14 protein-coding genes are annotated in these 12986 nt (G+C 66.8%); 9 read left to right on the forward strand and 5 right to left on the reverse strand.

All coding sequences use genetic code 11. The features are described from left to right. The first annotated feature begins 8 nt into the window (after positions 1-8). From DBO33_RS33770 to DBO33_RS33780, 3 genes are read left to right on the forward strand one after another with little or no spacing between them, the layout of a single operon-like run. Positions 9-1520 (forward strand): ABC transporter ATP-binding protein, encoded by a 1512-nt coding sequence (locus tag DBO33_RS33770; RefSeq protein ID WP_107658657.1) that lies wholly within the window; start codon positions 9-11, stop codon positions 1518-1520. After that, positions 1517-2647, forward strand: a complete 1131-nt coding sequence (locus DBO33_RS33775) for an ABC transporter permease (RefSeq protein WP_107658658.1) — start codon at positions 1517-1519, stop codon at positions 2645-2647. The genes DBO33_RS33770 and DBO33_RS33775 overlap by 4 nt, the downstream gene beginning before the upstream one ends. Continuing rightward, a complete protein-coding gene (locus DBO33_RS33780) occupies positions 2647-3924 on the forward strand; it encodes an ABC transporter permease (protein ID WP_234391185.1) in 1278 nt (425 codons plus the stop codon). Before DBO33_RS33775 ends, DBO33_RS33780 begins: the two co-directional genes overlap by 1 nt. Here the strand turns inward: DBO33_RS33780 and DBO33_RS33785 are convergent, their stop codons facing one another. From DBO33_RS33785 to DBO33_RS33800, 4 genes are read right to left on the reverse strand one after another with little or no spacing between them, the layout of a single operon-like run. Further along, positions 3925-5262 carry a hypothetical protein gene (locus DBO33_RS33785; RefSeq protein WP_107658660.1) on the reverse strand — a complete coding sequence of 446 codons (1338 nt, stop codon included), beginning with the start codon at positions 5260-5262 and terminating at the stop codon, positions 3925-3927. Continuing rightward, complete coding sequence (locus DBO33_RS33790) at positions 5259-5660, reverse strand: hypothetical protein (protein WP_107658661.1); 402 nt, start codon at positions 5658-5660, stop codon at positions 5259-5261. Before DBO33_RS33790 ends, DBO33_RS33785 begins: the two co-directional genes overlap by 4 nt. Continuing rightward, complete coding sequence (locus DBO33_RS33795) at positions 5657-5857, reverse strand: hypothetical protein (RefSeq protein ID WP_107658662.1); 201 nt, start codon at positions 5855-5857, stop codon at positions 5657-5659. Before DBO33_RS33795 ends, DBO33_RS33790 begins: the two co-directional genes overlap by 4 nt. Continuing rightward, complete coding sequence (locus DBO33_RS33800) at positions 5854-7698, reverse strand: hypothetical protein (protein ID WP_107658663.1); 1845 nt, start codon at positions 7696-7698, stop codon at positions 5854-5856. The genes DBO33_RS33795 and DBO33_RS33800 overlap by 4 nt, the downstream gene beginning before the upstream one ends. A 603-nt stretch (positions 7699-8301) precedes the next feature. On the opposite strand from DBO33_RS33800, the gene DBO33_RS33805 reads away from it, so the two are divergent. The 6 genes from DBO33_RS33805 (at position 8302) to DBO33_RS33830 (ending at position 11476) form a co-directional block, all read left to right on the forward strand. Then, on the forward strand, positions 8302-8703 hold the full coding sequence (locus DBO33_RS33805; protein WP_107658664.1) for a hypothetical protein: 402 nt from the start codon (positions 8302-8304) through the stop codon (positions 8701-8703). Next, on the forward strand, positions 8700-9497 hold the full coding sequence (gene atpB, locus DBO33_RS33810; RefSeq protein WP_234391186.1) for a F0F1 ATP synthase subunit A: 798 nt from the start codon (positions 8700-8702) through the stop codon (positions 9495-9497). The genes DBO33_RS33805 and atpB overlap by 4 nt, the downstream gene beginning before the upstream one ends. Positions 9498-9543: 46 nt before the next feature. Further along, positions 9544-9801 (forward strand): F0F1 ATP synthase subunit C, encoded by a 258-nt coding sequence (locus DBO33_RS33815; RefSeq protein ID WP_107658665.1) that lies wholly within the window; start codon positions 9544-9546, stop codon positions 9799-9801. 6 nt (positions 9802-9807) lie between these two features. After that, the gene (locus tag DBO33_RS33820; RefSeq protein ID WP_167768815.1) at positions 9808-10317 is read left to right on the forward strand and encodes a F0F1 ATP synthase subunit B; all 510 of its coding nucleotides are present in this window, start codon (positions 9808-9810) and stop codon (positions 10315-10317) included. Then, entirely contained in the window at positions 10314-10889 is a 576-nt protein-coding gene (locus DBO33_RS33825) for a F0F1 ATP synthase subunit B family protein (RefSeq protein ID WP_107658666.1), read from the forward strand. Before DBO33_RS33820 ends, DBO33_RS33825 begins: the two co-directional genes overlap by 4 nt. A gap of 92 nt (positions 10890-10981) precedes the next feature. After that, positions 10982-11476, forward strand: a complete 495-nt coding sequence (locus DBO33_RS33830) for a group II truncated hemoglobin (RefSeq protein ID WP_107658667.1) — start codon at positions 10982-10984, stop codon at positions 11474-11476. A gap of 1 nt (position 11477) precedes the next feature. Here the strand turns inward: DBO33_RS33830 and DBO33_RS33835 are convergent, their stop codons facing one another. Beyond that, positions 11478-12377 (reverse strand): serine hydrolase, encoded by a 900-nt coding sequence (locus DBO33_RS33835; protein WP_234391187.1) that lies wholly within the window; start codon positions 12375-12377, stop codon positions 11478-11480. Positions 12378-12986: the final 609 nt, after the last annotated feature.

Raw genomic sequence — 12986 nt, forward strand, 5'->3', positions numbered from 1 at the left:
GGCCGGCCATGCGACTCGAATTACGCGGTCTGACCAAACGATTCGGCACTTTCCTCGCGAACGACCACATCGATCTGACGGTCGCGCCGGGGGAAATCCACTGCCTGCTCGGGGAGAACGGCGCGGGCAAGAGCACCTTGATGAACATGCTCTACGGCCTGTTGCAGCCGGACGAGGGTGAGATCCTGCTGAACGGCAACGCCATCCGCTGCCACTCCCCGCGCGACGCGATCGCCGCGGGCATCGGCATGGTGCATCAGCACTTCATGCTGGTTCCGGTGTTCACCGTCGCGGAGAACATCATCCTCGGCCGCGAACCGGTCAAGGGCTTCGCCGCGCTGGATCGCGAGGCCGCCCGGCGCCGGGTGCGCGAGCTGTCGCAGCAATACGGGCTACCGGTGAACCCCGACGCGCTGGTCGCGGATCTCTCGGTGGGCGAACAGCAGCGCGTGGAGATCCTCAAGGCGCTGGCCAACGATGTCGAGGTGCTCATCCTGGACGAGCCGACCGCCGTGCTCACCCCGCAGGAGATCGAGGAGCTCATCGAGGTGCTGCGCGGGATCGCGGCGAGCGGCACCTCGATCATCTTCATCTCGCACAAGCTCAAGGAGGTCACCCGGATCGCCGACCGGATCACCGTGATCCGGCGCGGCGCGGTGATCGACACCGTCGCACCGACCACCGCGGAGAGCGATCTCGCGGAGTTGATGGTGGGCCGCTCCGTCGAACTGGTGGTCGCCAAGACCCCGGCGAAACCGGCCGGCGCCACCCTCGTCGTCACCGACCTGACCGTTGTCGACATGGCGGGAGCCGTTGTGGTCGACGACGTCTCGTTCCGGGTCGACGGTGGCGAGATCGTCGGTATCGCCGGGGTGGTGGGCAACGGTCAGTCGGAACTGGTCAACGCACTGCTCGGCCTGCGGACACCGGTGCGCGGCGAGGTCACCGTCGGCGGCTGGGAAGTGGTCGGGCGCACACCGCGGCAACATTTGCAGGCGGGCATGGGCTACGTGCCCGAAGATCGTGCGCACGACGGCTTCATCGGCACGTTCAGTGTCGCGGAGAATCTGGTCCTCGACCTGATCGACCTGCCCGAGTTCTCCCGGCACGGTGTGCTCTCGTTGAGCGCGGTGAAACGCAATGCCGCCAAGCGGATCGAGGAATTCGATATCCGCACCCGGTCGGCGGTCGATCCGATGAGCGCGCTGTCCGGCGGCAACCAGCAGAAGGTGGTGCTCGCCCGGGAGATGTCGCGGCCGCTCGAGGTGCTGATCGCCGGTCAGCCGACCAGGGGGCTCGATGTCGGCTCCATCGAGTTCGTGCACAAACGCATTGTCCGGGAACGGGATCAGGGCACGGCGGTGCTCATCGTCTCCACCGAACTGGACGAGATCTACGCGTTGTCCGATCGCATCATCGTCATGTATCAGGGGCGCATCGTCGACATCGTCGGTCCCGACACCCCCCGCGACCAGCTGGGGTTGATGATGGCCGGCGCGCTACCGGGGAGGGATCGATGAAGGACCGGGCCTGGGTGCGGGAACTGGTGGTCAGCGCGCTCGCGGTGCTGCTGGCGCTGGTCGTCGGCGCGCTGCTGATCATCGTCAGCAACCCCGACGTGACGTCGGCGTTCGGGTATTTCTTCGCCCGCCCGATGGATGCCGTGTCGGAGGCGGCGAACGCGGTCGGCGACACCTACCGGGCGCTGTTCCTCGGTGCGTTCGGCGGACGTCAGCAGCTCGCCGAAACCCTGGTTGCCGCAACGCCGTTGATCTGCACGGGGCTCGCGGTGACGCTGGCCTTCCGGACCGGCCTGTTCAATATCGGCGGGCAGGGACAGCTCATCGCCGGCGCGCTGTGCGCAGGCTGGGTCGGTTTCGCGCTCCATCTGCCGCCGGTGGTGCACGTGCTGGTCGCGCTGCTCGCCGGCGTCGCGGGCGGCGCGGTGTGGGGCGGGATCATCGGACTGCTGAAGGCGCGCACCGGCGCGCACGAAGTCATCACCACGATCATGTTCAATTACGTGGCGCTCTACGGGCTCACCTGGCTGCTCACCACGTCGGCGTTCCAACGTCCGGGCCGCAACGAGCCGATCAGCCCCGTGGTCGACCACAACGCACAGCTCGCCCAATTCGGCGGCACCCGGCTGCATCTCGGCTTGCTGATCGCGCTGCTGGCGGCGGTCCTGGTCTGGTGGCTGCTGGCGCGCTCGACGCTCGGCTTCCGCCTGCGCGCCGTCGGCGCCAATCCGGACGCCGCGCGCACCGCGGGCATGGACATCGGCCGGGCCTACGTGCTGGCCATGCTGCTCGCCGGTGGCCTGGCCGGGCTGGCGGGCGCCCAGCAGGTGCTCGGCACCGACCTGCCGCTGACCGACGGTATCGCGGGATCGTTCGGCTTCGACGGCATCACCGTCGCCCTGCTCGGACGCGGCAGCCCGATCGGAACCGTCTTCGCGGCACTGCTTTTCGGCGCGCTGAACTCCGGCGGCAACGAGATGCAGGCGGCGACGGGCACCCCGCTCACCCTGGTGACCGTGCTGCAAGCCGTGATCGTCGCGTTGGTCGCCGCGCCCGCACTGGTGCGTGCGGTGTTCCGGATCCGCGCCGAACGCGCGGATGTCGTGCTGGCGAAAGGGTGGAACTGATGACCACCACCACCGATCCCGCCGCGCCCGTGCTGGAAGCGCCCGAACATCGCCGCAGGCGGCTGCGGCTCGGCATCCTGCTGCTGGTGCTCGCCGTCGGGGCGGTCGCCTTGGCGGTGTTCACCAAGTCGGGCAATGTCGATTTCCGGCTGTCGGCGCCGGACGGTTCCGGGCCCGGCGATCTGCGGGTGCCCGCCAAACCGGCGGCGCTGGTGCTCTCGATTCTCGCGCTGGCGATCGCGGTCGCGCACGTGTGGCGGGGGCTGACGGGCAAGTGGGCGGGTGCGGCGTTCGCGCTGTTCGGCTTCGCGTTCGTGGTGACGTTCATCTGCTGGGCGGCCTCGGGCAAGCTGTTCCCGCTGACCAATCAGATCCAAGGCACCCTCGCGCTGTCCACGCCGCTGATCCTCGGTGCGCTGGCCGGGGTGCTGTGCGAACGCGCGGGCATCATCAACCTCGCGCTCGAAGGACAACTGCTCGCCGGGGCCTGTGCGGCGGCCATCGTGGCGACGGTCAGCGGCAGCTTTCTCGTCGGCGCCGTGGCGGCGATGATCGCCGGCGTGTTCCTCGCCTGGCTGCTCGCGGTGTTCTCGATCAAGTACCTGGTCAACCAGATCGTGCTCGGCGTGCTGCTGGTGGTGTTCGCGACCGGCATCACCGGTTTCCTGTTCGATCAGCTCACCGGATTGTCGGACGGGTCGGCCCGTTTCAACAGCCCGGGCACCTTGCAGCCGATCGCGATTCCGGTGCTGTCCTCGATTCCGATCCTCGGCCCGACGGTGTTCCAGCAAACCGCGCTGGTCTACGCCATGGTCGTCTTGGTCGCGGTGGTGACCCTGGTGCTCTACCGGACCCGATGGGGCCTGCGGGTCCGGTCGGTCGGCGAGCATCCGCGCGCCGCCGCCACCGTCGGCATCAACGTGCTGCGCATCCGCTACGAGGCCGTGCTGGTGGCCGGTGCGATCGTCGGGCTCGGCGGCGCGTATTTCACCATCGGCTCGACCGGCGGCTTCTCCAAGGCGATGACGGCGGGCAACGGGTTCATCGCGCTGGCCGCGGTGATCATGGGCCGCTGGCATCCGATCGGCGCGACCTGTGCCGCATTGTTTTTCGGCTTCACCAAGGCGCTGCAAGGTCAGCTCCAGGTGCTGGCGACGCCCATTCCGACCGAGGTGTTGCAGATGACGCCGTACCTGCTCACGGTGATCGCCGTGGCGGGCGCGGTCGGACAGGTCCGACCGCCGAAGGCCGACGGCGAACCGTACGTCCCCGGTTGATCATCCGCCGAACAGCAGATACAAACCGGTGAAGGTGTAGCCGACCATGATCAGCATCAGCGCGAGCTGGCCGGTGGCGCGATGCTCGGGCGGCAGCAGCCGCAGGCACCGGTCGTGCGCGGCGGCGACGCCGAGGATGTGGCCGGTCAACACCGCGAGCACCTTGGTGGTGGCCAGCACCGTCGGATGGCCGGACAGCACGTACTCGACCTCGCGGTGCGCCAATCCTGCGATGTCCCAGCCCCGTTGGAACGGATCCGCGAACAACAATGCCGTCGCCTGCCCCTTCTCCACCACGAAGGTCAGGTAGTGCGCGACGATATATCCGGCGATGATCGGCGTGATGCTGTGGGCCAGCAGGCCGGGCAGCTTCGCGCGCTCGGCACGGGTGAGACCACCGGTCGCCCGGGCGGCCACGGTGAAGACGGTGCCGACGATCAGGATGACGGTCAGCAGGCCGAGGCTGCGGACCAGCGTGGCGACGAGAACCGAACCGCCGCCGAGCGAGTCGACCAGGTTCCGCCATCCGGGCAGTGCCGAGAGGCTGTCGAAGGCGGTGGAGCCGAGCAGGGTCGCCGCGAGCGCCACCGCCCCGGGCCGCACCGGAGTACCCGCGAGATTGTGCAATGGAAACCGCAGCACGAGTTCACCTGAAGAACGGCGGCCTAACGGACTCAGCCGCGCCAGCAGGCTGCTGTACACCTCGAAGGGGTCGGCGCGTTCGGCCCACCCGGTCCCGAACACCACCAGCCCCGTCAGCGTGAGCACCGCGTAGCCGAACAGCCACCAGCCGACGGCCGCAACGGAACCAGGATCGGGCGAGGCCAGTTCGAGCCATACGAAAGCGAACAACCCGAACACGGCGGGCCGGTACCCCCACGACGAGGGGTACCGCCGCACACCGTCCTCGGGGTTACGCCGCAGCAGGAAGCACCCGAACCGGTGCAGCGCGCGCATCGGCGAGACGACTTTCCACACCGGACCGAGCACCAGCGACGCGAGCATCACGCCGACCCAGAGGTAGATATAGAACACGCCCGGCACCGGATTGCGTTGCGGCGACGCGGAACCGAACACCACCACCAGCCCGACCACGACCGCGGCGGCGACTCCGAGCACCGCGAGCACGGTGCGCGTTGCGCGGGAATCGATCACCGCACGTAACGCGGACGGCACCAACAGTCCCGGTGTATCCGGCTCCAGCCGCGGCCGCCGCCAGGCCACCAGCAGGATCGCGAACGAGAACGTCAACGCCCACGCGGCGCCGATCAGCGCGTAGGTCAACGGAATCGGCAGATCGGCCGCGCCGTTGAGCCCGTGGGCCAGCGGCCGGGTCACTGCCGGATCAGCAACGTGGTCACCGTCTTACCGGCGTGATGGAGTTCGACATCGACCCGCCCCGGCACGGTGACGATGAAGCGGAACTCCTGCCCGGCTCTCGGTTCGACCGCGAAGCTCTGGCTCGGGTCCGAGTGGACGTGCAGTTCGTCGGCGGCGTCGCTGTCCACCTTCAGCACGATCGGCTGGTACAGCCTGGCCTCGGTCCTGGCGTTCGTCGGCGTGACCGACCCGCCCGCGATACGGACCGCGAGGGTTACCTCCTGCGGCACGTCGACCGACTGGCTCGCCGCCGTGCGGGCCGCCGGTGTGTCCACCGATGCCGTGCCACACGCGGTCACCATCACCGACACCGCGAGCAATGCGGTGGTTACGCCGACACGGCTTGGGTAAATCATGAATTCTCCTCCCGCTCAGGCGGATCGGGCACCGCAGCGTCGTCGGCCGGCTGCCCGGCCTCGCGACGCTCGGCGCGCCGATCACGCATAGCTATCCCGAGAACCACGCCGACCACTGCGAGCGCGGGCACGAACGCCGGGATCGCCAGCAGCGCAGAGTGACCGGCGAGGATGTCGACGCCGTCTTCGTACCTCACCGGCGGACCGCCGTGGCCAGTCCCTGCGCCCGGACATCATTGCGATAGGCGAGCACGATGCGCGCGGCGCCCCAGGACAGCGCCCAGATGACCAGCAGCGAGCAGATCAGCACGATCAGCGAGGCCCCGGCGAGCAACCACGAGGGGTGGTCGAAGGACCGTTCCCGCTGGAGCACCGTGATCTCGGCGACGAACGGGCGGTTGAACTCGTTCGACGCGGGCACGCCCGCGGCGTCGATCCCCCGATCCTCCGGCATGTACACCGGCAGCGCGGTCAGCAAGGACCCGTCGTGCACGCGCAGCACTGTCTTCCAGTTGCCGTAGGCCGGAACAGGTTTCGTGCTGACGTAGTGGCCGGGCTCGATCCGCCGCAGGTGATCGACCACCAGGCCGCGGCCGGGGCTGTCGGAGCCGGTGCCACCTTGCCAGCCGAGTATCTGCACCCACTCCGGGTCGTCGCCGACCAGATCCGTGGGCGTCAGCGTGACGTCCGCGGTGACCATCCGGCCACCGGGCGCGGGCGCGGCGTCCTGCAATCGCACTGTCGCGGAGGCTTTTTCGGGAACATCGACCCGCAGGCCGTTCGCGGTGGCCGCGGCGGCGATCAGCACCGCGGCGACGACGAGGCCCCGGCGCACCGAAGGCCGTGGCAGCGGTTCACCGCGCAGCACCATGCCGAGCAACGCGCCGAGCGCTCCACCCGCGATCCCGACCGGCACCGCCATCGCGAGCAGTTCCGGCCACATGCTCGTCGGCCACGGGTCGACGAACATCCTTCCCACCCAGAGTGATTCGAGCCAGAGCCCGACGGTAGCGGCGGCCAACCCGGTGAGCGCGCCCCACCAGACGGGCTTACGGATCAACGGCAGCAGCGCCATCAGCTCCACCACCACCGCGACCCCGAGATAGAGCGGGAAGACATTGTGCGGCGCACCGAGTATCGGGCCGACCAGCACCGCGACCACCCCGCGCACCAGGAAGGCGAACAACACCGCGACCACCGCACTACCCCGCCCCAGCGTGTATCGCGCCGAGACGAGGGCCAGCGTGCTCGCCGCCACGATCAGCATCGGCTGGAACACCAGGCGGAACTGTTCCACGCCGAAGTCGAATTCGACCTGGTACACCGACATTCCGATCAACAGGCCGCCGAAGGCGAACACCCGGAACACCCACAGCAGCCGCCCGTCCGCCCGGTCCGGATCGGGACGGTCCAGGCGCCCTTCGAACTCCAGCAGCAGCACCGCGACCAGCGACAGTCCGGCGCCGCCGATCAGCATGAGATGCGTTGGGCCCCAGAGCGTGACGTCTTGGCCGAACAACCGGTGCCAGATGTCGTCTAGCGGGAAGCCGATGAGGGCGTAGAGCCCGACCGCGGCCATCAGTACCCCGCCGACCGGTGCGTACCAGGTGCGGGTGATCCGGATGGCGGCCGGACCGGGCTTCTCGTCGAGCGGCAGGACGACGGCCAGCATGCCTGCGATGAACAGGAAGAACAGGCCGATCATGATGAAGTAGTGCGCCGGGTTGGCCAGTGGCCCTTCGTCGCGGCCCTTGCCGATGTGCAGGCTCACATCCCAGATGAAGCCGAGCAGCGCGGTCAGGATGGTGGTGATGAACACCGCGAGCGGCAGCGCCACCCAGCCGGGGCGGTTACCGAGCTGGCCTAGCCGGTCGGCCGCGTTCTTCAGCCAGGTGATGCGGCGCGTGCGATGGAGATAGGCCACCCAGAACAAGCCCGCCGCCACCAGCATCGCCGATCCGGTCAATACGATGACCTGATCCAATGCGGCACCGCCGCCTTCGGAACCCTTTGCCAGCACCACGAACTCAGGCCTCATCGCGCCCAACTCTCTGTAACTCGAATTCTCCCTTAACGGCGAATGCCCACGGAAGGCCGAGGTATGCAGCCGATTACGCATCGCGGGCCAGGTCTGGGATCAGTCACAGCGCGCGCGTGCCCGAAATGGGGTGAGTTCCTGAGTTTGTCGATCTTGATGGCAAACTGGGCGGTCCGGCAGCAAGTATTCAGCATCCAATAAATGGACAAATCGGGCAAAACTCTTAAGTGCGGACAAACCCGAAACCGGCGTGACACGTCATCGGCAAGTCGTTTGCCGAGTGTCGCTGTGTTGCCATCGATTCACCAATCTACTGGCTATACTCCTCGAGCGCAGACCCCGGCTTCCTCGATCGTGTGCGAGCTGAGTCCGTGGACGGCAGGCTTCTCCCACGTCAGCTCATTTCGAAAAGGCTCTGCGCAACTTCAGGAATGGCGCCGCACACGTATGAGTTGTGCGCGAAGAACGGCTCGTACGAGTAACCAGATGATGTCTGTAGCCATTTACAAGATCATGTCGATAAAGATCAAAAACCTTGCCACGCAGGGAGGTTCGGATGTGTATGCTATCGATTCATCACTTCCCCCATCATGAGGTGGGGGTATGGGCGAGGGCGGTGTCGGTGTGGACGTGAATAGGCTCCAGATACGGCGCGCGGCCATTGCCGCAGTCGCTCTGGGTGTGCTGGCGCTCGGTATTACCGGGCTGATCGATCGACTACTGCTCGGCACCTTCATCTGCGCCGGGCTCGCGGTCGGTTGGTTGAATGCCCAACTCACCCTCTGGGCGATCACCCGCATTGCCAATGCCGAGGCACCGAGCAAGCAGCGTTTGGTAGGTTCTTCGGCGCTACGACTGCTCGGCATTACCGTCGTCGCCCTGCTGGTGGCTTTCCTCGCGCGACCCAATGGCGTCGGTATCTTCTTCGGCTTGGCGCTCTTTCAAGTCGCCCTGGTCTTCAACACCGTCCTGCCTGAATTGAAAGGGCTTCGCCAGACGCCATGACGATCCCAGCCATTTCGTTAGCCCAGGTCTCCTCGAGCATCACGCTGCTCGCCCAGGAGGCGCCCGCCGAGGAGCCGAAGATCCGGGTCGGCCATCACGCGGTCGCCCATGTCTTCGGCATCGCCTTCAACGTCGACACCATCGTGTCGACCTCGGTCGCCGCGGCCATCGTGCTCGGTCTCGCCTTCTACCTGCGGCTCAAGATCACCTCCGGCGTGCCGAACGGCGTGCAGCTGTTCTTCGAGGCCGTGACGGTCCAGATGCGCACTCAGGTGGAGAGCGCGATCGGCATGAAGGTCGCACCGTTCGCCCTGCCGCTCGCGGTCACCCTGTTCGTCTATATCCTGCTGTCGAATTGGCTCTCGGTGCTGCCGGTCCAGGTCGGCGACGGTGAGTTGCTCGCACCGCCCGCCGCGGACGTCAATTTCGTCTACGCACTCGCCCTGTTCGTATTCATCGCCTACCAGTCCGCGGGCATCGCGCGGCGCGGCCCGTTCGGGCACGTGAAGCAGATTCTCAAGGGGCACACGGGCTGGGGCCCGATGGTGTTCATCAACGTCATCGAAGAGATCGCCAAGCCACTGTCGCTGTCCCTGCGCTTGTTCGGAAACATGTTCGCCGGCGGCGTGATGTTGTCGGTGATCACGTTGTTCCCCTTCTGGATCAGCTGGGGCCCCAATGCCATATGGAAGCTGTTCGACTTGTTCGTCGGCGCCATTCAGGCCTTCATCTTCTCGCTGCTGACTGTCCTGTACTTCAGCCAGTCGATGTCATTGGAAGACGAACACCACTGATCGGCGAGTGCCGATCGAGTCCACATCCGAGAATAGGAAGTAGAACATGGCAGACCCAACCACCGCGTCCATCATCCAGGGCGCCCTTATCGGCGGCGGCATCATCATGGCGGGCGGTGCCATCGGCGCAGGCATCGGTGACGGCCTCGCGGGCGCGGCACTGATCAACGGTGTCACCCGTCAGCCGGAGGCAGAGGGTCGGTTGCGCGCCATCTTCTTCCTGACCGTCGGTCTGGTCGAGGCGGCGTACTTCATCAATCTAGCCTTCATGGCCCTTTTCGTATTCGCGACTCCCGGCAAGTAACCGGGCATGTCTCCCAGAACCGATGTGGTGGCCGAGGGGAACTTCCTTATCCCCAACGGCACCTTCTTCGTCGAGTTACTGATCTTCCTGATCGTGCTCGGGGTCATCTGGTTCTTCGTGGTTCCGCCGATCCGCAAGGTGCTGGAGGAACGCGAAGAGCGGACCGCAGAGACCATGGCGACGACCAAAGAGGCGCGGCAATTGTTCGCCGAGGCCGAAGCCAAGCATCGTGCGGAACTGGAGAAAGCGCGGTCGGAAGCGGCCGCTATCCGGAGCAAGGCACGAGCCGAGGGCCGGGAAATTCTCGAAGAGATGCGCGGCCAGGCCCAACAGGAAGCCAACGCGATTGTCGCGGAGGCCGAGGCTCAATTGCGGGCCCAGGCGGATCAGGTCGCCGCTGAGTTGCGCGAAACAGTCGAACCACTCGCGCGGTCACTGGCCAACCGAGTGGTCGGCGTCGATGATCGGCGGGCAGGCACGAGCCGAGGCCAGCAGACAGGACGGGCGTCGTCATGACTCCTAGTAGCGACATCCTTGCCGAGGGCATCTATCAAATCCATTTCGAGTGGCAGGTTTTCGTCAGCCAGCTGTTCGGCTTCGCGGTCATCGTCTGGGTCATCGTGAAATACGTTGCGCCACCGGTGAAACGGATGATGGCCAAGGCGCAGGGCGAGATCCAGAAGCAGATCGAGGAGAACCAGCAGGCGGCCGACCGGCTCGTCGAGGCCAAGAAGGTCTACGACGAGGGGCTGGCCGAGGCGAAAGCCGAACTCGCGCAACTGCTCGAGGACGCGCACGCCGACGCCGAGGACATCGTCGTCAAGATGCGCGAGACGGCCGCCGCCGAGGTGGAACGGGTGCGCAAGCAGGGTCGCGACCAGATCGAGCTGATGCGCAGGCAGCTGACCCGCGACCTCAAGGCCGACTTCTCGCAGCAGGTACTGATGCACACCAGCGACAGCGTGCGCGATCAAGTCCAGTCGCCACAGATCAAATCGGACGCCGTCGAGCAGTTCCTCGACGACCTCGAGGCGATGGCGAACACCGGATCATCCGGCCGGACGCACACGCAGTCCCAGTGGAACTGAGCGGCACTCGGCAAGCCGACGCGAATCGACTGTGCCCGTTAGGATGACGTTCGCCTGATCGTGGGCAGCAGAGTTCTCGAGCGGAGTCGTCGATGTCGGAGACCACCAGCGAAGCAACGGCGGCCGTGGACGCGGTGCCGAGCCTGTACGAATGGGCCGGCGGCACCGCGGCTTTCGAGAAACTCACCGAGGTGTTCTATCGGGAAGTGCTGCGCGACGAGCTGGTCGGCCCGCTGTTCCGTGGCATGGATCCCGGACACCCGAAGTACGTCGCGATGTGGCTGGCCGAGGTCTTCGGCGGACCGGACAGCTACAGCACCGAACGCGGCGGCTACGCGCACATGGTCCGGCAACACCTCGGCAAGGCGATCAGCGAGCCGCAGCGCCGCCGCTGGGTGAACCTGCTGATGGACGCCGCCGACGAGGTCGGGTTGCCCGACGACCCGGAATTCCGCGCCGCCTTCGCCTCCTACATCGAGTGGGGCACCCGGCTGGCGCACGCCAATTCCCAGCCCGGCGCCACGCCACCGCTGGAAGCGCCTATGCCGCACTGGGGTTGGGGCGTCGCGCCGCCGTACCGGCCGTGACCTAGCTGAAGTAATCCTTGAACAGGATTTCGCTGATCTTGGTCACGGTTTCCCGGCCGACCTGGTAGCCGTCCTCGACCACCTGGGTGTTGTTCATGATGGCGACGGTGAATCGCTCACGCGGACCGACGAATCCCACCGAGTTCATCAGCCACGAGCCGTCGTCGTTGTCGTCGGCCCAGCCGTTCTTGTTGCCGGGCAACGCCTTATCGCCCGCGCCCCAGACGCCCCACCGCTGGTTGGTGTGCAACGACTCCCCGCCGTCGACCGTGCGCAGCTCGCCGACCAGGTAGTCGCGGCGCCGTGCGGGCAGCTTCTCCAGGACGAAGTCGATGAGGTGCTCGAGGTCGTTCGCGGTAGCCAGAATCCACCCCCACGAGTCGGGATGCTGGTCGGCGAACTTTATGCCCGCCATGCCGAAGGATCGGAACCTCGGCGCGAACACCTGCTCCCCGCCGTAGCGGTCCCACAGCGTGGTCGCCGCGTCGTTGTCGCTGGCATGCAGCATCCGGTGCATCAGCTCGCGGTCCTCGGCGGTCAGCGTGATCGTGCCGGAGTCGTCGCGCAGCAGCAGATCCACCGCCATCGCCAGCTTCGGGGTGGAGCAGGCCCACATCGGCGTCGCCGCCTCGGCATTGCGCCACACCGCGCCGGTGCGCCGGTCGCGCACCACGATCCCGGTGAACCCGGGACGGCTCTTCGCATACGCCTCGGCCTGCGCGATCCGCGCCTGAAACGCGGGATCGAAGTCGGGCGACGGGCCGATCGCCGCACGCGCCGGCCCTTCCGGCACCGGGCTCGCGCGCGCTGCGCCACGCGGCTCGTGCAGCAGGGCGGCGGTGACCAGCGAGCCGGCCACCAGCAGACCGGACAGCACCACCGGAAACCTCGACTTCCGCATGAACGCCCTCGTTTCGCAGTGTCGTCAGACGGAAAACGCAGGTCAACGGTGGTGCTCGACGTTCGCCCATCTTGGCAAGCCGAGCACACCCGAGCAACCCGACACTCGGCAGCGGCGGCAATTCGCGCCGTCACATCGGCGCCCCTGACAGTGGGGGCACCAATATTGTGGTGTCCCCGCTGACCGGAAACTCGGTAACAAGCCTAAGAAGTAGCCCGATGTCCAGTTAGTCGTCACAGGCGCGCGGAGGGAGGACCGCGTTCGCGCTTCGGGCAACCGGAGCGACTGCGGGGACAACGCCACAACTCGATACCCGACAACACCGATTCCGGGGGTTCAATGAACGTCAAGTCATGGGCTTTTGCCGCACTGGCCGCGAGTATCGTGCTCGGCGCCAGCGGCTGCGACGCGAGCTCGGCGCCGCAGGCGACCAGGACGCCGATCCCGTCGGCGGTTCCGTCGGCGCCCGCCGGGCCCAGCAACCGGCTCTTATACACATCTGACGCCGCCGGCGGAGGCCTAGGGGGTGGGCTTCGGGCGGCGCCGCTCTTTGAAGAACAATACAGTAGAGGCTGGGGTCGTCGTGGGGCGCGGTGCGTGAAGGCAGCG

Source organism: Nocardia suismassiliense (assembly GCF_900269665.1).
GTDB lineage: Bacteria > Actinomycetota > Actinomycetes > Mycobacteriales > Mycobacteriaceae > Nocardia > Nocardia suismassiliense.